The sequence below is a fragment of the Aquincola agrisoli genome, assembly GCF_036621135.1.
GTDB lineage: Bacteria > Pseudomonadota > Gammaproteobacteria > Burkholderiales > Burkholderiaceae_C > Aquincola > Aquincola agrisoli.
The window spans coordinates 341584-364737 of the sequence record NZ_JAZIBG010000028.1 but is presented as its reverse complement, the minus strand read 5'-3'; the positions used below and the strand labels follow the sequence as shown (position 1 = coordinate 364737).

Here is a 23154-nt window from a genome sequence, read left to right as displayed (position 1 = left end):
GTTTTGAGTCGTCTCGTCGTCATATCGAACCGCATCGGAGATCCCCGCAAAGTGGCCGCCGGCGGCCTGGCCGTCGCCCTCGGCGACGCCCTGGCCTCGCGGGGCGGCCTGTGGTTCGGCTGGAGCGGCAAGATCATCGAGGGCGGAGCGACGGGCGAGGGCGACCTGCACCAGCAGCGCGCCGGCAACGTCGACCTGGTCACCATCGACCTCTCTCGCGACGACCACGACGCCTACTACACCGGCTACTCGAACCAGGCGCTGTGGCCGGCCTTTCACTACCGGCTCGACCTGGCGGACTTCGGCAGCGGCTTCTTCGCCGGCTACCAGCGGGTGAACCGGCTCTTCGCGCGCAAGCTCGCGCCGCTGCTGCGCGACGACGACATCATCTGGGTGCACGACTACCACCTGATCCCGCTCGCGTCGGAGCTGCGTGCGCTGGGCTGCCGGCAGCGCATCGGATTCTTCCTGCACATCCCGCTGCCGCCGCCGCCCATCCTGGCCGCCATCCCGGGGCACGAATGGCTGATGCGGTCCTTCTTCGCCTACGACCTGGTCGGCCTGCAGACGAACGCCGACGCCGACCACTTCAGCCGCTTCCTGATCGACGAGGCGCATGCCGAGCGCCTGCCCGATGGCCGGTTCCGCGCCTACGGCAGCACCATGCGGGCGCAGGCGTTCCCAATCGGCATCGACGTCGACGAGTTCCGCGGGCTGGCCGAGTCGCCGGAATCACGCGAGACCGAGGCGACGCTGAAGGCGCAGTATGCGCACCGGCGCCTGCTGGTGGGCATCGACCGGCTCGACTATTCCAAGGGGCTGCCGCGCCGGCTCAAGGCCTTCCGGGAGCTGCTGGCCAACTACCCGGAGAACCGCAACAGCGCGACGCTCATCCAGATCGCGTCGCCCACGCGCGAGAGCGTCGACGCCTATGCCGACATCCGCCGCGAGCTGGAGAGCCTGGCCGGCGAGATCAACGGCAACTACGGCGAGCTGGCGTGGATGCCGATCCGCTACATGCACCGCACCTGGGCCCGCAAGCGCCTGCCAGGGCTGTACCGCGCCGCCTGCGTGGCGCTGGTGACGCCGCTGCGCGACGGCATGAACCTCGTCGCCAAGGAGTACGTGGCGATGCAGGACGAGGACAACCCGGGCGTGCTGGTGCTGTCGCGTTTTGCCGGCGCGGCCGAGCAGATGCGCGAGGCGCTGCTGGTCAATCCGTACGACATCCCGGCCACCGCGCAGACGATCCAGCGTGCGCTGCAGATGCCGCTGGCGGAGCGCCGGGAGCGGCACGCGGCGCTGCTGAAGACCATCCGCGAGTACGACGTGCACGCCTGGCGCAGGGATTTCCTGCGCGTGCTGGACGAGACGGTCGAGCCCGGCGCCCCGCCGGCCGCGGCCTGAGTTCAGCCGGCCGAAGCGGCCGGCTGCGGCGGCACGGCGGCTTCGGCGCGTGTGCCGCACTTCGGGCAGTAGTGGAAGAACGCGTTCTTGCGCGTGTCGCACTGCCCGCAACGGTCGAACAGGCGCAAGCCGCAATGCACGCAGAAATCGGGCACCACCTCGCCGGTGGTCATCACCGGGCGCTCGCAGGCCGGGCAGACGTTGGCGGCCAGGTGCTTCAGCGCGGCCTCCGTGCCGAGCGCCTGGCGGCGCTGCTGCTCGGTCTGCTGCTCGACCTGCGCGCGGCGCGCCAGGTAGCGGCGCATCGCCTTCACCACGTAATGGCCGGCCACGGCGGTGAGCACCACCCCGACGCCGTAGCGCACGTAGCCGCCGTAGCTCGGCAGGTAGGGCACCAGCTCGAAGAAGAACGCAAAGGCGGCGAACAGCACGAAGCCGCGCATCAGCGGCCAGTAGTCGCTGCCGCGCTTCCTGGCCAGCAGCCAGCCGGCGACCAGCAGCAGGGGCAGGGTGAGCGCGAGCCGCAGCCCGAAGATCCGCAGCTCCTGCGCTCGCCAGGCGCTGTCGTAGCCCGCGCGTGCATCGGCGAGCAGCTCGGCTTCGGCGCGCTCCTGCGCCTGCCGGGCCTGGCGGGTGTCGAGCAGCTGTTGGTCGACGGCTTCCAGGGCGGCCTGCGCCTGGCGTTCCTTGTCCTTCAGCGCGTCGAGGTCGCGGGTGCGCCGGATGACCTCCGGATCCTGCTGCGGGTCGGTGGTCGCGGTGCGGGTGGCGAGCCAGTTGCCGTAGGCCGCACGCGCCGATTGGTAGGCATTGGACGCCGCCTGCAGCGCGAGCTGTGCCTGCTCGCGCCGGGCGCCGAGTTCGGTCTCGCGCTTGTCGAGCGCCGCGCTCTCGTCCCGCGCGCGGGCGAGCGCGGCCGGATCGGCCACGAAGTCTTCCAGCCGCAGCGGGGCTTCGGCCTGCGGGAGGTCGGCGACGATCTTGCCGCCGAGGCCCACCAGGAACCCGGCGAACACGAAGGACACCAGCCACATCACCAGCCGGAACAGCCGCTCCGGCACGCGCAGGGACTTGAACATGGCCCGTCCGGGGTCAGGGGGCCTTGCGGGGAACCGGGCGCGGCCGGCCTTCGGCGTCGGTCGCCACGTAGGTCAGCGTGGCCTCGGTGACCTTGACGGTCTCTTCCTTCGGGCGCAGCCGCTGGGCGTAGACCTCGACGTCGACGGTGATCGAGGTGGTGCCGACGCGGACGATCTCGGCATAGAAGCTCAGCAGGTCGCCCACGCGCACCGGCTGCTTGAAGACGAATTCCTTGACCGCCACCGTGGCCATGCGGCCCTGGACGAGGCGGGCCGGCAGCACGGCGCCCGCCAGGTCGACCTGGGCCATGACCCAGCCGCCGAAGATGTCGCCGTTGTTGTTGACGTCGGCCGGCATCGGGATCACCCGCAGCACCAGCTCCTTGTCGTCGGGGAGTTGGACGGGCGCACTGGATTCGTCGGACTTCGGCATCATCTGGCCCTTCTGTTCTCGAAAAATCATTCTCACACGATGCGTGCCGCCGCCGACTCGTCCCGACCCCCGCCGCCGGCAGCCTCCGAGCCCTCGGCGCGACGCTCCGACTGGGGCACGCTCGCGCGCCTGATGCCGTACCTGTGGCGCTACCGCTGGCGTGTCGGGTTGGCGCTGTCGTTCATGGTCGCGGCCAAGGTCGCCAACGTCGGCGTGCCGCTGCTGCTGAAGGAGCTGGTCGACCGCCTGTCGATCGCGCCCGGCTCGGTGCAGGCGATGCTGGTGGTGCCGGTGGGGCTGCTCGTCGCCTACGGGCTGCTGCGGCTGTCGACCTCGCTGTTCACCGAGCTGCGCGAGCTGGTGTTCGCCAAGGCGACCGAGGGCACCACGCGCAGCATCGCGCTGCAGGTGTTCCGCCACCTGCATGCGATGAGCCTGCGCTTCCACCTCGAGCGGCAGACCGGCGGCATGACCCGCGACATCGAGCGCGGCACGAAGGCGGTGCAGTCGCTGTTCTCGTACTCGCTCTACAGCATCCTGCCCACGCTGATCGAGATGGTGCTGGTACTGGCGCTGCTCGGGATTAAGTTCGACGCCTGGTTCGCGGGCATCACGGCCGCCGCGCTCGTCGCCTACATCGGCTTCACCGTGGCGGTGACCGAGTGGCGCACGCAGTTCCGCCGGCAGCTCAACGAGCTGGATTCGAAGGCGCACAGCCGCGCGATCGATTCGCTGCTGAACTACGAGACCGTCAAGTACTTCAACAACGAGGAGTACGAGGCGCGCCGCTACGACGAGAGCCTCGACCGCCTGCGCCGCGCGGCCGTCAAGAGCCAGCGTACGCTGTCGCTGCTCAACGCCGGCCAGCAGCTGATCATCGCGCTGGCGCTGATCGCGATGCTCTGGCGGGCGACGGAAGGGGTGGTGGCGGGCCGCATGACGCTGGGCGACCTGGTGATGGTCAACGCCTTCATGATCCAGCTCTACGTGCCGCTGAACTTCCTCGGCGTCATCTACCGCGAGCTGAAGCAGGGGCTGGCCGATCTCGACAAGATGTTCGTGCTGCTCGAGCGCGAGCGCGAGGTGGCCGACGCCCCCGGCGCCCGGCCGCTGGCGGTGACGCAGGGCCGGGTGCGCTTCGAGAACGTCTCCTTCGCCTACGAGTCTGGCGGCCGGCCCATCCTGCACGACCTCAGCTTCGAGATCCCACCGGGCCGCACGGTGGCGGTGGTGGGGCCCTCGGGGGCCGGCAAGTCGACGCTGGCGCGCCTGCTGTACCGCTTCTACGACGTGCCTGCCGGCGCCGGACGCATCACGGTCGACGGGCAGGACATCCGGGAGGTCACGCAGGCCAGCCTGCGCGCCGCGATCGGCATCGTGCCGCAGGACACCGTGCTGTTCAACGACACGGTGGCCTACAACATCGGCTACGGCCGGCCGTCGGCGACGCCGGCGGAGATCGAGGGCGCGGCGCGCTCCGCCCACATCCACGACTTCATCGCCGGCACGCCACAGGGCTACGCCACCATGGTGGGCGAGCGCGGCCTGAAGCTCTCCGGCGGCGAGAAGCAGCGCGTGGCGATCGCCCGCACGCTGCTGAAAAATCCGCCGATCCTCATCTTCGACGAGGCGACCTCGGCGCTCGACTCGGCCAACGAGCGCGCGATCCAGGCCGAGCTGCAGAGCGCCGCGCGCGGCAAGACCGCGCTGGTGATCGCGCACCGGCTGTCGACGGTGGTCGATGCGCACGAGATCGTCGTGCTGGAGCACGGCCGCGTGGCGGAGCGCGGCTCGCACGCGGCGCTGCTGGCGCACGGCGGCGTGTACGCGCGCATGTGGCAGCTGCAGCACGCGCAGGGCGGCGCGGAAGGGGTCGCGGCGCATTGGGCACAATCGCCGGGTCCGAGCCTGTCCACTGCGCCATGAGCTTCCTCGCCATCGACATCGGCAACACCCGTCTGAAGTGGGCGCAGTACTCGTCACCTCAGCCGGGCGCCGCGCTTCTGGCCCACGGGGCCGCCTTCCTCGAAACCATCGACGAACTCGCCGAGGGCGAGTGGGCGAAGCTCGCCGCGCCGACCAGCATGCTCGGCTGCAACGTGGCCGGCGATGCGGTACGCCGCCGCGTCGAGGAGCAGCTCGAGCTGTGGGACTTCACCCCGCGCTGGGTCGTGCCGGGCGCGAGCGAGGGCGGCGTGGTCAACGGCTACGACCACCCGAGCCGGCTCGGGGCCGACCGCTGGACCGCGCTGATCGGCGCGCACTGGCACATGCGCTCGCGCGGATCGCACCGCCCGGTGCTGGTGGTGATGATGGGTACGGCGGTGACGGTCGACGCGCTGGCGCCCGACGGCCACTTCCTCGGCGGCATCATCCTGCCGGGCCACGGGATCATGCTGCGGGCGCTGGAGAGCGGCACCGCGGGGCTGCGCGTGCCGACCGGCGACGTGCGGGACTTTCCGACCAACACCTCCGATGCGCTCACCAGCGGCGGCACCTTCGCCATCACCGGCGCCATCGAGCGCATGCACCGGCACCTGCGAACGCGCACCGGCAAGACGCCGATCGTGCTGGTGACCGGCGGCGCCGGATGGAAGGTGGCGCCCGACCTCGACGTCGACCATGAGCTGGTCGAGTCGCTGATCTTCGACGGGCTGCTGACGATGCAGTCGCACCGCCTCGCGTTGTGAGGGCCCGCCCCGGCGGCGCGGGTCAGAGGATGTAGCGCGACAGGTCTTCGTTCTTCGCCAGCTCGGCGAGCTTGCCGTCGACGGCCGCCGCATCCAGCGTGACGGTCTGCCCGCTGCGGTTGGGCGCATCGAAGCTCACCTCGTCGAGCAGGCGCTCCATCACCGTCGAGAGCCGGCGGGCGCCGATGTTCTCGGTGCGCTCGTTCACGTCGTAGGCGATCTGCGCCAGCCGGCGGATGCCGTCAGCCGTGATGTCGAGCGTGACGCCCTCGGTGGCCAGCAACGCCTCGTACTGCTTGACCAGGCTCGCGTGGGTGCTGGTGAGGATGGCCTCGAAGTCGTCGACCGACAGCGAGCCCAGCTCGACGCGGATCGGGAAGCGCCCCTGCAGCTCCGGGATCAGGTCGCTGGGTTTCGTCAGGTGGAAGGCGCCCGAGGCGATGAAGAGGATGTGGTCCGTCTTCACCATGCCGTACTTGGTGTTCACGGTGGTGCCTTCGACCAGCGGGAGCAGGTCGCGCTGCACGCCCTGGCGCGAGACTTCGCCACCGCCGCCGCCGTGCTCGCCGCGCGAAGCGACCTTGTCGATCTCGTCGATGAAGACGATGCCGTTCTGCTCGGCGTTCTGCAGCGCGGCCGTCTTGATGTCGTCCTCGTTGACCAGCTTGGCCGCCTCTTCGTCGACCAGCAGCTTGCGGGCTTCGCCGATCCTGAGCTTGCGGGTCTTGCGCTTGGCGCCGCCCATCTGCGAGAACAGGCCCTTGAGCTGCTCGGCCATCTCCTCCATGCCCTGCGGGCCGAGGATCTCGAGCGATGGCTTGGCCTCGGCCAGGTCGATCTCGATCTCCTTGTCGTCCAGCGTGCCTTCACGCAGGCGCTTGCGCATCACTTGGCGGGCGGTGTTGTCGGGCGGGGGAGGCGCAGGTTCGACGTCGAAGCCCACCGACGGTGTGCGGGGCGGCGGTACCAGCGCGTCGAGGATGCGGTCTTCCGCGGCGTCCTCGGCCATGGCCCGCTTGCGGCGCACCTGGAGTTCGCGTTCCTGCTTGACGGCCATGTCGACCAGGTCGCGCACGATGCTGTCGACATCCTTGCCGACGTAGCCGACCTCGGTGAACTTGGTGGCCTCCACCTTGATGAACGGCGCGTCGGCCAGCTTGGCCAGGCGCCGGGCGATCTCGGTCTTGCCCACGCCCGTCGGGCCGATCATCAGGATGTTCTTCGGGGTGATCTCGCCGCGCAGCTTCTCGTCGACCTGCTGGCGGCGCCACCGGTTGCGCAGCGCGATGGCGACCGCCCGCTTGGCGGCGGCCTGGCCGACGATATGGCGGTCGAGTTCGGAGACGATCTCCTGAGGCGTCATGCTCATGTCAGCCCCTCGTCCGACGTGTACGTCGGCCGGCCCGCGACGGGAACGTCTGCGTTCGATTCATCCCAGGACCTCGATGGTGTGATGCTGGTTGGTGTAGATGCACAGGTCGCCGGCGATTTCCAGCGACTTCTTGACCAGTTGCTCGGGCGGCAGCTCGGTGTTGTCGAGCAGGGCCTTGGCCGCGGCCTGCGCGTAGGCGCCGCCGGAGCCGATGGCGATGATGCCGTTCTCGGGCTCGAGCACGTCGCCGTTGCCGGTGATGATCAGCGAGGCGTCCTTGTCGGCCACGGCCAGCATGGCCTCGAGCCGGCGCAGCACGCGATCGGTGCGCCAGTCCTTCGTCAGCTCGATCGCGGCGCGCACCAGATGGCCCTGGTGCTTCTCGAGCTTGGCCTCGAAGCGCTCGAAGAGGGTGAAGGCGTCGGCGGTGGCACCGGCGAAGCCGGCCAGCACCTGGTCCCGGTAGAGCTTGCGCACCTTGCGCGCGCTGGCCTTGACGACGATGTTGCCGAGCGTGACCTGTCCGTCGCCGCCCAGCGCGACGCGGTTGCCGCGCCGGACGCTGACGATGGTGGTGCCGTGAAACACCGGGGTTTGTGAGTCCATGGGCTGCATCTGGCGGTGAAGGGCCGGCATTCAAGCGCCGGCGGTGGAAGCGGGCGGGCCGCCGAAGGCGGACCGCGTCAGTTCGTGCGGACCTTGACCCGCGCGTGCTCGTTGATCCCCATCGCACCGAAGAACAACGCGACCAGGCGGTGCGCGTCGGCGAACACGACGTCGCGGCTCTCGCTGCGCTTGGCGAGCACCCAGTTCAGCAGGTCGCCGGCCGCGATGAAGTCGACCCGGATCAGCTTGCTGCAGTTCACGGTGACGAGCGCGGCGCGGCCCAGCTGCTGGTCCAGCATGCGCAGCGTGGCGCCGATGTCGCCCACGAGCTGGCCGGAGAGTTCCACGGTCGCCACCTGCACGCTGTGCGTGTCGTCGACCAGTCCCGATTCGAGGAAGCTGGTGGAGACTTCGCTGATCTGCGACATCGGCGGCGAGTGGGTGCTGTGGCCGCCGCTGCTGCTGCCGCCGCCGCTGTCGCTGAAGCGCACCTTGCAGCGCACCCGCTCCCACGACGGGGGCGACAGCTCGTAGGTGACGCAGTAGTCGATCGCGGTTTCGTCGAACTGGTCGGCGCGGTTGGCCAGGCGCAGCGCGTCGAGGCGTGCGACCCAGAACGCCGGATCCGCGTCGCGCACGCCGGTCGGGGCGGCTTCGGCCAGCACGGACAGGAAATGCTCGCCCGACAGCCAGCGCATGTCGAGCGGCTCCTCGGCCCACTGGCGGAAGAGTTGCGACAGCAGCGTGGCGGCTTCCGCGTCGACCCATTGCAGGCCGCTCCAGTCGAACACCCACGGCAGCGGCATCTGCAGCGTTTGCGAACGCAGCCGCACGACCGACTCCGCGTCCAGCTGCGCCGGGGCGACCCAGCCCACCTCGCCAGCGGAGCGCAAGGTCGTCGGGCGGTCGTTGGCGGCGGCCGCGTCGGCCACCAGCCGCGGCATCGAGAACCATTGCGGCGCCGACCAGCCGAAACGTGGTGCGTACTCGAACGCCAGCTGCTCGAACTTGTGCTGCTGGCCGGTGGCGCGGTAGAGATCGAACAGCACCAGCCAGGTCTCGCCGTGTTCGAGCCGGCTGCCGTCGCCGCTGGTGAGCTGCGTCAGCGATTGCTCGCATTGGTCGAAGTCGGCGTTGGCGAACGCGATGACGGCCTCGTCCAGCTCCGGGTCGTGGACCGCCTCGCTGACCTCGACCGTGAAGGCGCCGCCGAAGTCGGTGCTGGGGGGCGGGGCGAAGCTGCCCGCCGGCACCGACTTCGGCGGTGGCGTGGGACCCGGCGGTGCCACGGGCGTGCGCGGTGGCCATTCGGCAGGCGCCGGCCGGGCGCCCGACAGCGGCGACAAGCCGGGCGCCATCACGGCGCGGCTGGTGCCGGCAGCACGCTCGGCCTCCAGCCTCGTCGGCGGGAGGTCGGGGGCGTGCGCAATGCCCGGGCGCGGGTTTGCAGGCGCGGCCGGCGCGTCCATCGCCGGCGGCGGGGGCAGCGGCTGCTTCGCCGTCGTGTCGAACTGGGAGCTGGCGCGCCGGGTGGATGCCGGCCCGAACTTGCCGGCGCCGACCATCTGCTGCTCGATCTCGTCGATCTTGGCCTTGACGCCGCCTTCGGCGCGGGCGGACGAGGTCTGCTCGTTCAGCCGCGCTTCCGAGTCGTCGAGCCGCGAGGAGCCGCCGAGCGCCGCCAGCTGCTCCGGCGACAAACCTTCGCGCCGCAGCTTGCGCAGCATGTCGAACTCGCGCTTGCGGACGAAATCGTTGCGCCGCTTGCGCTCCACCATCGCCTTCAGCTCGGAGCGCTCGATCTCGAGGGCGCCGTCCTCGGCCTGGCGTGAGTTGAGGTCGGCCCAGTCGGTGGCAGGGTTGGCCACGAAGCGAACGACCTTGCGGAAGAAGCTTTCGTCCTTGGGGTCCGCCATGAACCTGCCTCGACAGCGGTCAGTCGCCGAACATCTTCTGCTTCATCTCGCGGCGCTGCTGGGCCTCGAGGGAAAGCGTGGCGGTGGGGCGGGCCAGCAGGCGGCCGAGGCCGATCGGCTCGCCGGTTTCGTCGCAGAAGCCGTATTCGCCCGATTCGATGCGGGCCAGCGACTGGGAGATCTTCTTGAGCAGCTTGCGTTCGCGGTCGCGCGTGCGCAGCTCCAGCGCGTGCTCTTCCTCGATGGTCGCGCGGTCGGCCGGGTCCGGAACGATCGTCGTGTCTTCGCGCAGGTGCTCGGTGGTCTCGCCGGCGTTGGACAGCAGGTCGTCCTTGAGGCCCACGAGGCGGGCGCGGAAGAACTCGAGCTGCTTGTCATTCATGTACTCCTCGTCCGGCATGGCGAGCAGTTCGGCTTCGGTGAGCTCGCGGCCACTCTTGCTCTTCCAGGCGTTGGCGAGCTTCGGGTCGTGCTTCACGGCGGGTTTCACGGTGTCCATGTCGAAATCTGAATACGTTCTGGCGGGCGGCTTGGCGGGTGCGAAGCGGTCCGCGAAGCGGCTGGCGCTGTCGGAGGGCAAGGGTGCTGCGACGGGTTCCGAGGCGGCCGCCTTGGCGCCAACCTTGCCTGTGGGCTTGCCTGCGGCCGCGCGGCCGTCGCTCTTGGCTGGGGTCTTGCTCACTTCGCACTCCTCTTCACGGTGTTTGTATCCGCTACGCAGGTCCGAGGTGCGTGGACCGCCGCTCGGGGCGCGCGGATTGTAGCCACGCCCCTGGGCATCCATGGTCTCTCAGACGAGGCACTGCGTCAGCCCTTGTTCGAGGATTTCGCGCGGCAGGTCGATGCCGATGAAGACCATCTTGTTCTGGCGCTTTTCGCCCGGCATCCACTTTGGCCCGAGGTCGCTGCCCATCAGCTGGTGCACGCCCTGGAAGATCACCTTGCGATCGCTGCCCTTCATGAACAGCACGCCCTTGTAGCGCAGCAGCTTGGGGCCGTACACCTGGACGATCGAGCCGAGGAAGTCTTCGAGCTTGGTCGGGCTGAAGGCGCGGTCGGCACGGAAGACGAACGACTTGACGTCGTCGTCGTGCGCGTGATGGTGCGGGTGGTCGCAGTGCTCGCCGTGCTCGTGGTCATGGTCATGGTCGTGGTGGTGATGGCCATGACCGTCGTCGGCGTTCAGGAAGTCCGGGTCGATCTCCAGCTTGCTGTTGAGGTTGAAGCCCTTGAGATCGAAGATCTTGTCGAGCGAGACCTCGCCGAAGTGCACGCGGCTCTGCGGCGCGCGCGGATTCATGTGCTTGATGCGGTGCGCCAGCGCGTCGACGGCCGCCGGGTCGGCGAGGTCGGTCTTGCTGATGAAGATCTGGTCGGCGAAGCCGATCTGGCGGCGGGCCTCCTGGCGCGTGTCGAGCTGTTGCTCGGCGTGCTTGGCGTCGACCAGCGTCAGCACGGAGTCCAGCAGGTAGCTCTCGGCGACCTCGTCGTCCATGAAGAAGGTCTGCGCCACCGGACCCGGGTCGGCCAGTCCGGTGGTCTCGATCACGACGCGGTCGAAGCTCAGTTCGCCCTTGCGGCGCTTCTCGGCCAGGTCGGACAGCGTCGAGCGCAGGTCCTCGCGGATCGTGCAGCAGACGCAGCCGTTGTTCATCTGGATGATCTGCTCGCCCTCGTTCGAGACGAGGATGTCGTTGTCGATGTTCTCCTCGCCGAACTCGTTCTCGATCACGGCGATCTTCTGGCCGTGGGCCTCGGTCAGCACACGCTTGAGCAGCGTGGTCTTGCCGCTGCCGAGGAAGCCGGTGAGGATGGTGGCGGGGATCAGGCCTTGTGACATGGCGGGGCTCGTATGGCTGGGGTGCGACAACCGGCGCAGATGGGGGCGGGCGAATGTCCTGCAAGAGGGCGGGTGTGTCAAGCATGGCGCGGCGGCCGTGGCCTTCGGGTATCCTTTCGTGTCCGCTTCGCTCGCCCACCCAGTGCACAAACCGGTAGACCGCGACGCCGCCGAGCGCCGCAGCCTGTTCGACCGCCTCGTCGAGTTCATCTCGCCGGGGCCGGATTCGAAAGACGAATTGATCGAATCGCTCGCCGATGCCGAGGAGCGCGAGCTGATAGACCCGCAAAGCCGCGGCATGCTCGAAGGCGTGATCCGCATGGCCGACATGAGCGCCGGCGACGTGATGGTGGCCGCGCCGCACATCGACCGGCTCGACATCGACGCCGACTACGACGACCTGCTGGCGCAGGTGATCACCACCGGCCACTCGCGCTTCCCCGTCTACGAGGGCCAGCGCGACAACATCATTGGCATCCTGCTCGCCAAGGACCTGCTCAAGCTGCAGCGCGCGCCGTCGCTGAACCTGCGCACGCTGCTGCGCCCGCCGGTGTTCGTGCCGGAGAGCAAGGGCTTGAACGAGCTGCTGCGCGATTTCCGCAGCAACCGCAACCACCTGGCGATCGTCATCGACGAGTTCGGCAACGTGGCCGGGCTGCTGACGATCGAGGACGTGCTCGAAGAGATCGTCGGCGAGATCGAGGACGAGTTCGACGAGGAGGATGCCGAGTCCGGCATCTACACGCTGGCCGACGGCGCGCAGCGCGTGGCCGGCGACGTCGAGATCGAGCAGGTGAACGAGGCCTTCGCCGTGGCCTTGCCGGACGACGAGTTCGACACCATCGGCGGCCTGGTCGCCCATGAGCTGGGCCGCGTGCCGCGCCGCGGCGAGGCGGTGGAGGTCGGCGGCCTGCGTTTCGAGGTGATGCTCACCCGGGGCGGCGCGGTGCGCTGGTTCAAGGTGGTGCGCGCGCCCGATGCCGGTGCGCCGGCATCGACGCGCTGACCGGCCGATCCTGCGCCGATGATTGCGCGCATCCCGGGCTGGGCGGCAGCGCTGGCCGCCCTGGCGAGCGGTGCGCTCTTCAGCCTTCCCTTCGTCCACACGGCCGGCTGGTGGGCCTCCATCGCATTGCTGGTGCTGCTGGCCTCCGCCGTGCAGCGGGTGCCGCCGCGCCGCGCCGCGTTGCTGGGCTGGGCGTTCGGCACCGGCTGGCTGGCGGCGGGCACGTGGTGGCTCTATATCAGCATGCACGTGTACGGCGGCCTGCCGGCGCCGATGGCGGTCGCGGCGGTGCTGGCGCTGTCGGGCGGGCTGTCGCTGTACCTCGCGCTGGCGATGGCCGTCTTCGCGGGGCTGCGCAGCGGGCGTCCGCTGGCCGATGCGGCGCTCTTCGCCGCGTGCTGGCTGCTGGCCGAGCTGGCGCGGGGCGTGCTCTTCACCGGCTTTCCGTGGATCGCGGCAGGCTATGCGCAGATCGACGGGCCGCTGGCGGCCCTGGCGCCGTGGATCGGCGTCTACGGCATCGGCGCGGTGGCCGCCGGGGCTGCGGCGCTGCTGGCCGCTCCGGCGCGCACGCCGATCGCCCGGGCCGGATGGTCGGCGCTGGCCGTCGCCGTGGTGGCCGCCGCGCCGCTGGCGCAGCGGGAGTTCAGCCGGCCCACGCAGCGGCTGGCCGTCACGCTGGTGCAGACCAACGTCGCGCAGGACGAGAAGTTCGCGGTCGAGCACCTGCCCGAAGCGCTGGCCTGGCTGGGCCAGGCCCTGCATGCCGCGGGCGGCGACCTGGTGATCGCGCCCGAAACCGCGGTGCCGCTGCTGCCGTCGCAACTCGGCGAGGAGGGCTGGCGGGCGCTGGTGGCGCCCTTCGCCGGGGGCGATCGCGCGGCCCTCATCGGCCTGCCGCTCGGCAGCTTCGAGGAGGGCTACACCAACTCGGTGGCCGGCATCTCGGCCGGCGCCGCCGGCCTGCCGGGCGGCTTCTACCGCTACGACAAGCACCACCTCGTGCCGTTCGGCGAGTTCATCCCGGCCGGCTTCCGCTGGTTCGTCGCGATGATGAACATCCCGCTCGGCGACTTCAACCGGGGGCCGCTCGCGGCCCCTTCCTTCGAGGTTCGCGGCGAGCGGGTGGCGCCCAACATCTGCTACGAAGACCTGTTCGGCGAGGAACTGGCCCGGCGCTTCACCGACCCGGCGGCGGCGCCGTCGATCTTCGCCAACGTGAGCAACATCGGCTGGTTCGGCGACACCATCGCGGTGGCGCAGCATCTGCACATCTCGCGGATGCGCACGCTGGAGCTGCAGCGGCCGATGCTGCGCGCCACCAACACCGGCGCGACCGCCTTCATCGACCACCGGGCCCGGGTGCTGGCCGAGCTGCCGCCGTTCACCCGGGGCGTGCTGGCGCACGAGGTCGAGGGCCGGCAGGGCCTGACGCCGTTCGCCGCCTGGGCGTCGCGCTTCGGCCTGTGGCCGCTGCTGGCGGCCGGCGGGGCCGTGGTCGCCGCGGCGGCGTTCGGGGCGAGGCGGCGGGCCGGCACACGTACCGCCTCGTAAACTCGCCGGTTTTCCGCGCATCCGAGTGCCTTCATGAGTACGCTGACGTTCCAGCAGATCATCCTCCGCCTGCAGTCCTACTGGGACGCGCAGGGCTGCGCGCTGCTGCAGCCCTACGACATGGAGGTGGGTGCGGGCACCAGCCACACCGCCACGTTCCTGCGCGCGCTGGGCCCCGAGCCCTGGAAGGCCGCCTACGTGCAGCCCAGCCGCCGCCCCAAGGACGGCCGCTACGGCCAGAACCCGAACCGCCTGCAGCACTACTACCAGTACCAGGTGGTCCTGAAGCCGGCGCCGGCCAACATCCTGGAGCTGTACCTCGGCTCGCTGGAAGCGCTGGGCTTCGACCTGAAGAAGAACGACGTGCGCTTCGTCGAGGATGACTGGGAGAACCCCACGCTTGGCGCCTGGGGCCTAGGCTGGGAGGTCTGGCTGAACGGCATGGAGGTGACGCAGTTCACCTACTTCCAGCAGGTGGGCGGCATCGACTGCCGGCCGATCACCGGCGAGATCACCTATGGCCTGGAGCGCCTCGCGATGTACCTGCAGGGCGTGGAGAACGTGTACGACCTGGTCTACGCGCCCGGCCTGAGTTACGGCGACGTGTTCCACCAGAACGAGGTCGAGCAGAGCACCTACAACTTCGAGCACAGCAACGTCGAGTTCCTGCTGCAGGCGTTCGGCGCGCACGAAGGCAACGCCAAGCACCTGATGGCGCAGCAGCTCGCGCTGCCGGCCTACGAGCAGGTGCTGAAGGCCGCGCACACCTTCAATCTGCTGGATGCGCGGGGCGCGATCAGCGTGACCGAGCGCGCGGCCTACATCGGCCGTATCCGCAACCTGGCGCGCGCCGTGGCTGCGGCCTACCTGGCCAGCCGGGCGCGCCTGGGCTTCCCGATGGCGCCCCGCGACTGGGCCGACGAAGTGGTCGCCCAGATCGAACAACAAGCGAAGAAGGCCGCGTGATGGTCGCCGATGTGAAGAACCTGCTCGTCGAACTCTTCGTCGAGGAACTGCCGCCCAAGGCGCTGAGGAAGCTGGGCGAATCGTTCGCCGGCACGCTGGCCGACAGCCTGCGCGGGCAGGGCCTGGCCGCGGCCGGCGCGGCGGTGACGCCGTACGCCTCGCCCCGCCGGCTGGCGGTGCACGTGGCCGGCGTGGCCGCCAAGGCCGCCGACAAGCCGCTGCAGCAGAAGCTGATGCCGGTGGCGGTGGCGCTCGACGCCTCGGGCCAGCCGACGCCCGCGCTGCTGAAGAAGCTGGCCGCGCTCGGCGCCGACGCGTCGGCCGTGCCCTCGCTGCAACGCAAGCCCGACGGCAAGGCCGAGGCGCTGTTCCTCGACACCGTGGTGCCCGGCGTGTCCCTCGCCGAAGGGCTGCAGAAGGCGCTCGACGAGGCGCTGGCCAAGCTGCCGATCCCCAAGGTGATGACCTACCAGCTGGCCGACGGCTGGCACAACGTGAAGTTCGTACGGCCGGCGCACGGCCTGGTCGCGCTGCACGGTGCCGACGTGGTGCCGATCTCGACGCTCGGCCTGCAGGCCGGCCGCACCACGCACGGCCACCGCTTCGAGGCGGCCAAGCCGCTGATCGAGCTGGCCGACGCCGATGCCTACGCCGAAGCGCTGGCGCACGACGGCGCCGTGATCGCCAGCTTCGACGCCCGCCGTGCCGAACTGGTGCGCCAGCTCCAGGCCGCCGCCGGCCGCGAGGGCCTGAAGCCGATCGACGACGATGCGCTGCTCGACGAAGTGACGGCGCTGGTCGAGCGGCCCAACGTGCTGGTCTGCCGCTTCGAGCGCGAATTCCTCGACGTGCCGCAGGAGTGCCTCATCCTCACGATGAAGGCGAACCAGAAGTACTTCCCGCTGCTCGACGCCGCCGGCAGGCTGACCGACCGCTTCCTGATCGTCAGCAACATCCGCCCCGAAGACGCCAGCGCCGTGACCAGCGGCAACGAGCGCGTGGTGCGCCCGCGCCTGGCCGACGCCAAGTTCTTCTTCGACCAGGACCGCAAGAAGACGCTGGCTTCGCGCGTGGAAGGGCTGGCCAAGGTGGTCTACCACGGCAAGCTGGGCACGCAGGGCGAGCGGGTGGAGCGCGTGCGCGCCATCGCCCGCGCGATTGCGGCTGCGCTGGGCGGTGGTGAACTGGCTGCGCAGGCCGACCGCGCCGCGCTGCTGGCCAAGGCCGACCTGCTGACCGACATGGTCGGCGAGTTCCCCGAGCTGCAGGGCATCATGGGCGGCTACTACGCCCGCCACGACGGCGAGGGCGACGTGGTCGCCGAGGCCGTCGAAGACCACTACAAGCCCCGCTTCGCCGGCGACGAGCTGCCGCGCAACCCGGCCGGCGTGGTCGTCGCACTGGCCGACAAGCTGGAAACCCTGGTCGGCCTGTTCGGCATCGGCCAGCTGCCCACCGGCGACAAGGACCCATTCGCGCTGCGGCGCCACGCGCTCGGCCTGATCCGCATGCTGACCGAGCGGGCGCTGCCGGTCGGCGTCGACGCGCTGGTGCAGGCCGCGGTGCCGGTGTTCGGCGGGCTGATCCAAGACCCGAGCGCGGCGCTGGCCGACTTCGTCTACGACCGCCTGGCCGGCCAGCTGCGCGAGCAGGGCTACGGCGCCCAGGAGGTCGATGCCGTCGTGTCGCTGCGGCCGCAGCGACTGGCCGAGGTCGCCCAACGCCTGCAGGCCGTGCGCGCGTTCTCGGCGCTGCCCGAATCGGCCTCCCTCGCGGCCGCCAACAAGCGCATCGCCAACATCCTGAAGAAGAGCGATGCGGCCCCGGCCGCGGCGGTCGATGCCGCGCTGCTGCGCGAGCCGGCCGAGCAGCAGCTCGGCGCCGCGCTGGCGGCCGTGCAGCCGCAGGCCGACGCGCTGTTCGACGCGGGCGACTACACCGGCTCGCTGAAGGCCCTGGCCGCGCTCAAGGCGCCGGTCGATGCCTTCTTCGACGGCGTGATGGTCAACGCCGACGACGCCGCGCTGCGGGCCAACCGCCTGGCGCTGCTGGCAGCGCTGCACGTGGCGATGAACCGCGTGGCCGACCTGTCGAGGCTCGCGGCGCAGTGAGCGGCATCCACCCGTCCTCCTGCGGCGGCGCGGCCGTCCGGCCTGGCGCGAAGGGCTCCGGCTCCGGATACTCCGCGCCATGACACCGCCCAAGCTCATCATCCTCGGCCGCGACGGCATCCTCAACCATTTCCGGGACGACCACGTCAAGGCGCCCGAGGAGTGGTCGCCGATCCCCGGCGCGCTCGAGGCGGTGGCCCGGCTGAACCATGCCGGCTGGCACACGGTGGTGGCGACCAACCAGTCGGGCATCGGCCGCGGCATGATCGACATGGCCTCGCTGAACGCGGTGCATGCGCACATGATGAAGCTGCTGATGGCGCGGGGCGGGCGCATCGATGCGGTGTTTTTCTGCCCGCACGTGCCGGAGGACCGCTGCGATTGCCGCAAGCCGCTGCCCGGGCTGATGAAGCAGGTGGGCCACCGCTACGGCGTCGACCTGGGCGCCGTGCCGATGGTCTGCGACAACCCGCGCGACCTGGAAGCCGCGCACGCCGCCGGCTGCCCGCCGCACCTCGTCCGGTCGGGGCGGGCCGCGTCGCTGGACGACGCGTCGCTCGCCAGCTGGCTCGCCGCGGCGCCCGAGACCCGGGTGCACCCCGATCTCGCCGCCTTCGCCGACCACCTGCTGCGCGGCGCGGGCGGTGACGCCATCGACCTCGACTCCGGCCCGATGGGGCTCGCCTGATGCTCTCCGTCCTGCGCTCCGCGCTGTTCTTCCTGTGGATGACGCTGACCGTCGTCCCGATCGCGATCGTCGCGCTGCTGGCCTCGATCTTCATCCGCGGCGACCGGCTGTACTGGATCTGCGCGTCCTTCCTGCGCCTGTCGGTCTTCGGCGCGCGGGTCCTCTGCGGCGTGCGCTACCGCGTGCAGGGCATGGAGCACCTGCCGTCGGCCGATCGGCTGGCGCCGCTGATCCTGTGCCCCAAGCACCAGTCGACCTGGGAGACCTTCGCCTTCCCCGCGCTGATGGCGCACCCGCTGGCCTACGTGTTCAAGCGGGAGCTGCTCTACATCCCGTTCTTCGGCTGGGCGATGGCGCGGCTCGACATGATCCACATCGACCGCAGCCGCCGCACGCAGGCCTGGGCGCGTGTCGTCGAGCAGGGGCGCGCGCTGCTCGCCCGCGGCGTGTGGGTGATCATGTTCCCGGAGGGCACGCGTGTCGCCCGCGGCGAGCGCGGCGAATACAAGAACGGCGCCACCCGGCTGGCCGTGACGGCCGGCGTGCCGGTGGTGCCCATCGCGGTGACGTCGGCGCGCTGCTGGCCGCGCAAGAGCTTCGTGCTGCGGCCCGGGCTGATCGAGGTCTCCATCGGCCGGCCTATCCCGTCGGTGGGCCGCCGGCCCGATGAGCTGATGCGGGAAGTGGAAACCTGGATCGAGGCCGAGATGCGCCGCCTCGATCCGCAGGCCTATCCGGACACCGCGGCATGAGCGCGCCGGGCCGCCCCCAAGCGCTCATCCCGGAGCACGCAGTGCGGAGGGTTGTCCGGTGAACGCCGCCCGGCTGTCCGCACGCGCTCGCGCCGCAGCCCGTCAGGGCGAAGGTTGCCGGTGAACCCAGGCGCGCCGCCGGAAGGGCAGCTCGCGCTGTTCGACCCCGGCGGTGCCGAGGACGCGGCGCCACGCCGCGCCGACGCGCCAGCGGCTGCGGGGCTGGCGCCCGCCGTATTCCGCCATCCGTCCGCCACGCACGAGCTGGTGCTCGGCGGCCATGTCGTCGGCTACGCCCTGCGGCGCGCGCGCCGACGCAGCATCGGCTTCGTGGTGAGTGCGGAGGGGCTGACGGTGAGTGCGCCGCGCTGGGTCCGCCAGGGTGACGTCGAGGCGGCGCTGCACACCAAGGCGCCGTGGGTGCTGCGCAAGCTGCAGGAGCAGCGCGAGCGTGCGCACCAGCAACTCGCCATGCGGATCGAGTGGCGCGACGGCAGCGCGTTTCCCTTTCTCGGCGGCACCGTGCGCGTGGTGCTGGACGTGCACACCACCGGTGCCGTGCTGCAGCCAGGTGCCGGCGGGGCTGACGCCCGTCTGCACATCGGCCTGCCGCAGCCGGCCGGCCCGGAGCAGATCCGCGATGCGGTGCAGAGCTGGCTGCAGCGCCAGGCCCGCCGGATCTTCGAGGAACGCTGCGCGCACTTCGCCCCGCGCCTGGGCGTCCAGGTGCGGCGGCTATTGCTCAGCTCGGCGGCCACACGCTGGGGCAGCGCCAGCGCCGACCGATCGATCCGCCTGAACTGGCGGCTCGTCCACTTCTCGATGGCCACCATCGACTACGTGGTGGTGCATGAGCTGGCGCACCTGGTCGAGATGAACCACTCGCCGGCGTTCTGGCGTGTCGTGAGCACCGTGCTGCCCGATTACGAGGCGGCGCGCCACCCCCTCAAATCCACCCTGCTCCCATCGTTCGACTGACCCCCTCCAGGTGAGGGGGGGTGCGCGGACGGCTTCGAGCCATCGGCGATGTGAGCACACGCTCGCTCTGTGAGATCAATCACGTTCGGTTGACCAGAAAACGATAAAAAGCCAATTTGTGAGATTTTGAAACCAAAATGAACTCTGTTTTTGTTCTTTTATTCGGCAATTTGGTGCATGAGAATTGATGCACGTCGCAGTTCGAGGCGGCAATTTCTTGCCCCGTAAGCCAACCCCCTGAGCGTTTCCAGGGGCCTGCTGCGGCGTAACCACAAACCGCAGGAGGAATTTCCATGGCCAGTCCGACGTTCAACAACGTGGTTCGTGTCTGCGAGGACACCGACGGGGAGTTCGACATCCCCGCGCTGCTGCAGGAGGTGGGGTACACGCCCGGCACCGGCTCGCGCATCGTCGAGGCGCATGTCCGGGATGCCAGCGGCAACTACGTGCCGGCGCCGACGACGCTGTTCTCTCTGGTCGACGGCGACACGGTGCGGATCACCGCCAGCAACATGCCCGACTGGTTCGGCAGCTTCGATACCCTGATGCTCGTCATCAACGACGGCCAGAACACGGTCAACCTCGAGCTGCAGGTGATCGTCGAACCGGTGAACGACGCACCCGAAGGCGCGGACAAGTCGATCGCGCTCACCGACGGCCTCGACTACGTCCTGACCGAGGGCGACTTCGGCTTCGAGGATCCCGTGGAACGCAACGGCTTCGAATCGGTGGTGATCAGCAGCCTGCCGGCGGCCGGCTGGCTGCTGCTCAACGGCAGCCCGGTGGCGGCCGGGACCGAGGTCGCCGTCGGCGACATCCGCAGCGGTGCCCTGGTGTTCCGTCCCTGGTCGCAGAGCGCCGGCAGCGTCGCCTTCGGCTTCCAGGTGCGCGACGACGGCGGCACGGAAGGCTGCAACGCCGTCGACCTCGATGCCACGCCCAACTACATCACCTTCGAGGTGCCGACCGCCAGCCTGGGCGACCGTGTCTGGTACGACACCAACGGCGATGGCCGGCAGGGCACGGGCGAAGCCGGCGCCGCCGGCGTGCGCGTCGACCTGCTGGGCGCGGGCGCCGACGGCAGCTTCGGCACCGGTGACGACGTCACCGCCACCACCACGACCGACGCCGGCGGCTACTACCGCTTCGACGGCCTCGCCGCGGGCCAGTACCAGGTGACCTTCGGCGGCAAGGCCGGCTACGACTTCACCACCCAGAACATCGGCACCGACGACGCCCACGACTCCGACGCCAATGGCGTGACCGGCGCCTCGCAGGTCGTCACGCTGGCCGCCGGGCAATCGAACATGACCGTGGACGCCGGCCTCGTCAAGGGCAGCGCCTGCCTGGGCGACCGCGTCTGGTATGACAGCAACGGCAACGGCCGGCAGGACAGCGGCGAGGCCGGCGTGTCGGGCGTGACGGTCACGCTGAAGGGCGCGGGGCGCGACGGCGTCTTCGGCACCGACGACGACGTCGGCGCCACGACCACCACCAACAGCGGCGGCTACTACAGCTTCAACGGCCTCGCCGCCGGCCAGTACCAGGTCATCTTCGGCGCCAGGAACGGCTATGCGTTCACCCAGCGGGACGCCGGCAGCAACGACAGCCTCGATTCCGACGCCGACGCGAACGGCGCATCGCAGGTCGTCACCCTGTCGGCCGGCCAGTCGAACATGACGATCGATGCCGGCCTGCTGTGCAAGCCGGCCGTGCCCTGCGCCAAGATCGTCGGCTGCGATACGCTCTACGAGGGCAGCTACGGCGCCTACAGGGTGCAGCTCGACTTCGCGGTGAAGACCGACACCACGTTCTGGGTCAGCGCCAGCGACGGCAGCGCCGGCCGCACCACCACCTGGGCCGGCAACCAGCAGATCGCCGCGGGCGGCTACTGCACCGGCTACGACCGCTACGGCCGCTTCACCTACTACGACAACCAGTACTACGACGCCAACGGCCGCCTGCAGAAGGCGACCGGCCCCGCCGACCAGCGCTGGGACTACGCGCTGTACGACACGGCGGACAACATCGTCGGTGCCTCGGGCGGCTTCTACGTCACCGTCAAGGCGGGGCAGACCAGTTCCGGCAACTTCTGGGTCGATGCCTGGCAGGAGCAGGTCCATGTCGACCGCCGCGTGATGAGCAGCGGCTACAAGGAAGCCGCCTGGGAGAACTTCTCGCTCACCCTCAGCACGTACAGCAAGGATGTGTCGGTCTGCGAGCCGGCCAAGAAGGTGTCGATCGGCGATACCAGCTGCTACCAGCTGTACAGCCCGATCGTGCTCGACCTCGACGGCAACGGCATCCAGACCACCGCGCTGATCGACAGCCGCGGCAGCTTCGACCTGCTGGGCACCGGCCGCGCGGTGCAGTCGGGCTGGATCTCGGCCGGCGATGCGTTCCTCGCCGTCGATGCCAACGGCAACGGCTGCATCGACGGCATCGGCGAACTGTTCGGCGGCGACAAGGGAGAGGGCTTCGCGAAGCTCGCCACCTACGGCAGCAACCACGATGGCGTGCTGGACGCCAACGACGCCGACTTCGCGAAGCTGCTGGTCTGGCAGGACGGCAACGGCAACCATGCCACCGACGCCGGCGAACTGCGCACGCTGGCCGAGGCCGGCATCGCGAGCCTCGACACGGCCTACACCGACCAGGCGGTCAACCAGCTCGGCAACGTCCTCGGCGAAGCCAGCAGCGCCACGCGCACCGACGGTTCCTCCATCGACATGGTCGACGTGTACTTCAACCTCGCGCTCGAGGGCGACGATGCGGCACCCCTGCCCACGCTGCAGGCGCTGCTCGGCAGCGACGACACGCTGCTCGACCAGGCCTTCGGGGCCGCCCCCGACGTGGCCGGCGCGCCGCTGGAGGCGGTCTCCGCCGCCGCCGAGACCGAGGCGCTGCGTGCGCTGGCCGCGGCGATGAAACACGCAGACGCCGGGCTCTCCGCCGTCTGCTGATCCCTTCACCGGCCGCGGCCGGCAGGCAACGCCACCGCGGTCGGGGAGGCCGCGGTGGCGGGGCGCGGCCCTGTCCGTCCTCCCGTTCAGATCCACAGGAACATACGATGAGATCCCTTTCCAAGTCCAAGACCCTGGTCGCCCTGGCCGTGGCGGCCGCTGCATCGGGCGCCCAGGCCGACCTGCTCCAGACGAACCGTGCCTATGTCAGCGGCGGCCTGCCCTTCGAGAGGACGGTCGACGTGGACGGCTTCGACAGCGTCCAGTCCGCCGGGCTGAAGGAGGTGCTGAACCTGACCACGGGGGGCAGCTTCCTGGCGTACTGCCTGCAGGCCGCCATCGATGTCCCGACCACGTCGGCGCAGTACAGCGCTTCCGTGTACGCCGCCTCGGCCGACGTGCAGGAGCTGTACGACCGCTTCTACGGCAGCGTCACCAGCGGGGTCACGCAGGCGGTGGCCTTCCAGCTCGCGCTGTGGGAGCTGGTGGACGGCCCGGCGGTCTCGGCCGTCAAGATGCCGCTCGACGCCAAGGCGGCCGCCACGCAGATGCTCGACACCGTGCGCGCCAGCGGAACGGTGTCCCAGGTCTACACGCTGACCGCGTGGCGCACCGACGGCTACCAGGACGTGCTGCAGGCATCGATGGTGCCCGAGCCCGAGACCTACGCATTGATGCTGGCCGGGGTGGGGGCGGTGGCCTTCCTGTCGCGCCGCCGCTGGCGCAACGACGAGTAAGCAGGCCGGAACGGCCCGGCGCAGGCGGAGCGCCGCGCCGGGCCTTGCGTTGCGCG

20 protein-coding genes are annotated in these 23154 nt (G+C 70.2%); 12 read left to right on the top strand and 8 right to left on the bottom strand.

Annotated elements, in window-relative coordinates; translation table 11 throughout:
* Positions 1-3: 3 nt before the first annotated feature.
* On the top strand, positions 4-1407 hold the full coding sequence (locus V4F39_RS13425) for an alpha,alpha-trehalose-phosphate synthase (UDP-forming) (RefSeq protein ID WP_332290008.1): 1404 nt from the start codon (positions 4-6) through the stop codon (positions 1405-1407).
* Between the two features lie 2 nt (positions 1408-1409).
* Here V4F39_RS13425 and V4F39_RS13420 read toward each other — a convergent pair whose 3' ends face one another.
* Both V4F39_RS13420 and V4F39_RS13415 read right to left on the bottom strand, forming a co-directional pair.
* Positions 1410-2486 (bottom strand): serine endopeptidase, encoded by a 1077-nt coding sequence (locus V4F39_RS13420; protein ID WP_332290007.1) that lies wholly within the window; start codon positions 2484-2486, stop codon positions 1410-1412.
* Positions 2487-2499: 13 nt separating this feature from the next.
* On the bottom strand, positions 2500-2922 hold the full coding sequence (locus V4F39_RS13415) for an acyl-CoA thioesterase (protein WP_332290006.1): 423 nt from the start codon (positions 2920-2922) through the stop codon (positions 2500-2502).
* A 36-nt stretch (positions 2923-2958) separates the two neighbouring features.
* Between V4F39_RS13415 and V4F39_RS13410 the strand changes: the two genes are divergently transcribed.
* Both V4F39_RS13410 and V4F39_RS13405 read left to right on the top strand, forming a co-directional pair.
* A complete protein-coding gene (locus V4F39_RS13410; RefSeq protein ID WP_332290005.1) occupies positions 2959-4845 on the top strand; it encodes an ABCB family ABC transporter ATP-binding protein/permease in 1887 nt (628 codons plus the stop codon).
* On the top strand, positions 4842-5609 hold the full coding sequence (locus V4F39_RS13405; protein WP_332290004.1) for a type III pantothenate kinase: 768 nt from the start codon (positions 4842-4844) through the stop codon (positions 5607-5609). Before V4F39_RS13410 ends, V4F39_RS13405 begins: the two co-directional genes overlap by 4 nt.
* Before the next feature lie 22 nt (positions 5610-5631).
* Here the strand turns inward: V4F39_RS13405 and hslU are convergent, their stop codons facing one another.
* From hslU to V4F39_RS13380, 5 genes are all read right to left on the bottom strand, one after another.
* A complete protein-coding gene (gene hslU, locus V4F39_RS13400) occupies positions 5632-6972 on the bottom strand; it encodes an ATP-dependent protease ATPase subunit HslU (RefSeq protein ID WP_332290561.1) in 1341 nt (446 codons plus the stop codon).
* A 66-nt stretch (positions 6973-7038) separates the two neighbouring features.
* Complete coding sequence (gene hslV / locus V4F39_RS13395; protein WP_332290003.1) at positions 7039-7587, bottom strand: ATP-dependent protease subunit HslV; 549 nt, start codon at positions 7585-7587, stop codon at positions 7039-7041.
* A gap of 77 nt (positions 7588-7664) precedes the next feature.
* Positions 7665-9503 carry an STAS domain-containing protein gene (locus V4F39_RS13390; RefSeq protein ID WP_332290001.1) on the bottom strand — a complete coding sequence of 613 codons (1839 nt, stop codon included), beginning with the start codon at positions 9501-9503 and terminating at the stop codon, positions 7665-7667.
* Between the two features lie 19 nt (positions 9504-9522).
* Complete coding sequence (gene dksA / locus V4F39_RS13385) at positions 9523-10185, bottom strand: RNA polymerase-binding protein DksA (protein ID WP_332290000.1); 663 nt, start codon at positions 10183-10185, stop codon at positions 9523-9525.
* A 108-nt stretch (positions 10186-10293) separates the two neighbouring features.
* Positions 10294-11343, bottom strand: a complete 1050-nt coding sequence (locus V4F39_RS13380) for a CobW family GTP-binding protein (RefSeq protein WP_332289999.1) — start codon at positions 11341-11343, stop codon at positions 10294-10296.
* A gap of 142 nt (positions 11344-11485) precedes the next feature.
* Here V4F39_RS13380 and V4F39_RS13375 point away from each other — a divergent pair, with 142 nt between their 5' ends.
* From V4F39_RS13375 to V4F39_RS13345, 7 genes are all read left to right on the top strand, one after another.
* Positions 11486-12349 (top strand): CorC family transporter, encoded by an 864-nt coding sequence (locus V4F39_RS13375; RefSeq protein WP_332289997.1) that lies wholly within the window; start codon positions 11486-11488, stop codon positions 12347-12349.
* A gap of 18 nt (positions 12350-12367) precedes the next feature.
* Positions 12368-13903 (top strand): apolipoprotein N-acyltransferase, encoded by a 1536-nt coding sequence (lnt, locus tag V4F39_RS13370; protein WP_332289995.1) that lies wholly within the window; start codon positions 12368-12370, stop codon positions 13901-13903.
* 33 nt (positions 13904-13936) lie between these two features.
* The gene (gene glyQ / locus V4F39_RS13365; RefSeq protein ID WP_332289994.1) at positions 13937-14869 is read left to right on the top strand and encodes a glycine--tRNA ligase subunit alpha; all 933 of its coding nucleotides are present in this window, start codon (positions 13937-13939) and stop codon (positions 14867-14869) included.
* Complete coding sequence (gene glyS / locus V4F39_RS13360; protein WP_332289992.1) at positions 14869-16980, top strand: glycine--tRNA ligase subunit beta; 2112 nt, start codon at positions 14869-14871, stop codon at positions 16978-16980. Before glyQ ends, glyS begins: the two co-directional genes overlap by 1 nt.
* A gap of 19 nt (positions 16981-16999) precedes the next feature.
* On the top strand, positions 17000-17668 hold the full coding sequence (gene gmhB / locus V4F39_RS13355) for a D-glycero-beta-D-manno-heptose 1,7-bisphosphate 7-phosphatase (protein WP_332290559.1): 669 nt from the start codon (positions 17000-17002) through the stop codon (positions 17666-17668).
* The gene (locus V4F39_RS13350; RefSeq protein ID WP_332289990.1) at positions 17668-18420 is read left to right on the top strand and encodes a lysophospholipid acyltransferase family protein; all 753 of its coding nucleotides are present in this window, start codon (positions 17668-17670) and stop codon (positions 18418-18420) included. Before gmhB ends, V4F39_RS13350 begins: the two co-directional genes overlap by 1 nt.
* Before the next feature lie 114 nt (positions 18421-18534).
* Positions 18535-19398 (top strand): M48 family metallopeptidase, encoded by an 864-nt coding sequence (locus V4F39_RS13345; RefSeq protein WP_378234949.1) that lies wholly within the window; start codon positions 18535-18537, stop codon positions 19396-19398.
* Positions 19399-19477: 79 nt separating this feature from the next.
* Here the strand turns inward: V4F39_RS13345 and V4F39_RS13340 are convergent, their stop codons facing one another.
* Complete coding sequence (locus tag V4F39_RS13340) at positions 19478-19693, bottom strand: hypothetical protein (protein WP_332289987.1); 216 nt, start codon at positions 19691-19693, stop codon at positions 19478-19480.
* Between V4F39_RS13340 and V4F39_RS13335 the strand changes: the two genes are divergently transcribed.
* Both V4F39_RS13335 and V4F39_RS13330 read left to right on the top strand, forming a co-directional pair.
* Positions 19692-22361: an SdrD B-like domain-containing protein gene (locus V4F39_RS13335; protein WP_332289986.1), complete on the top strand. Its 2670-nt coding sequence runs from the start codon at positions 19692-19694 to the stop codon at positions 22359-22361. The two genes, V4F39_RS13340 and V4F39_RS13335, sit on opposite strands and share 2 nt — an antisense overlap.
* 107 nt (positions 22362-22468) lie before the next feature.
* On the top strand, positions 22469-23098 hold the full coding sequence (locus V4F39_RS13330; protein WP_332289985.1) for a PEP-CTERM sorting domain-containing protein: 630 nt from the start codon (positions 22469-22471) through the stop codon (positions 23096-23098).
* Positions 23099-23154 lie beyond the last annotated feature (56 nt).

Excerpts from the sequence above, each read along its gene's own strand:
- V4F39_RS13410 (WP_332290005.1), top strand. The coding sequence starts at position 2,959 with ATGCGTGCCGCCGCCGACTCGTCCCGACCCCCGCCGCCGGCAGCCTCC.
- V4F39_RS13340 (WP_332289987.1), bottom strand. The coding sequence starts at position 19,693 with ATGGAAATTCCTCCTGCGGTTTGTGGTTACGCCGCAGCAGGCCCCTGG.
- V4F39_RS13405 (WP_332290004.1), top strand. The coding sequence starts at position 4,842 with ATGAGCTTCCTCGCCATCGACATCGGCAACACCCGTCTGAAGTGGGCG.
- V4F39_RS13350 (WP_332289990.1), top strand. The coding sequence starts at position 17,668 with ATGCTCTCCGTCCTGCGCTCCGCGCTGTTCTTCCTGTGGATGACGCTG.
- V4F39_RS13415 (WP_332290006.1), bottom strand. The coding sequence starts at position 2,922 with ATGATGCCGAAGTCCGACGAATCCAGTGCGCCCGTCCAACTCCCCGAC.
- hslV (WP_332290003.1), bottom strand. The coding sequence starts at position 7,587 with ATGGACTCACAAACCCCGGTGTTTCACGGCACCACCATCGTCAGCGTC.
- lnt (WP_332289995.1), top strand. The coding sequence starts at position 12,368 with ATGATTGCGCGCATCCCGGGCTGGGCGGCAGCGCTGGCCGCCCTGGCG.
- glyQ (WP_332289994.1), top strand. The coding sequence starts at position 13,937 with ATGAGTACGCTGACGTTCCAGCAGATCATCCTCCGCCTGCAGTCCTAC.
- V4F39_RS13330 (WP_332289985.1), top strand. The coding sequence starts at position 22,469 with ATGAGATCCCTTTCCAAGTCCAAGACCCTGGTCGCCCTGGCCGTGGCG.
- V4F39_RS13335 (WP_332289986.1), top strand. The coding sequence starts at position 19,692 with ATGGCCAGTCCGACGTTCAACAACGTGGTTCGTGTCTGCGAGGACACC.
- V4F39_RS13420 (WP_332290007.1), bottom strand. The coding sequence starts at position 2,486 with ATGTTCAAGTCCCTGCGCGTGCCGGAGCGGCTGTTCCGGCTGGTGATG.
- V4F39_RS13380 (WP_332289999.1), bottom strand. The coding sequence starts at position 11,343 with ATGTCACAAGGCCTGATCCCCGCCACCATCCTCACCGGCTTCCTCGGC.
- glyS (WP_332289992.1), top strand. The coding sequence starts at position 14,869 with ATGGTCGCCGATGTGAAGAACCTGCTCGTCGAACTCTTCGTCGAGGAA.
- hslU (WP_332290561.1), bottom strand. The coding sequence starts at position 6,972 with ATGACGCCTCAGGAGATCGTCTCCGAACTCGACCGCCATATCGTCGGC.
- V4F39_RS13390 (WP_332290001.1), bottom strand. The coding sequence starts at position 9,503 with ATGGCGGACCCCAAGGACGAAAGCTTCTTCCGCAAGGTCGTTCGCTTC.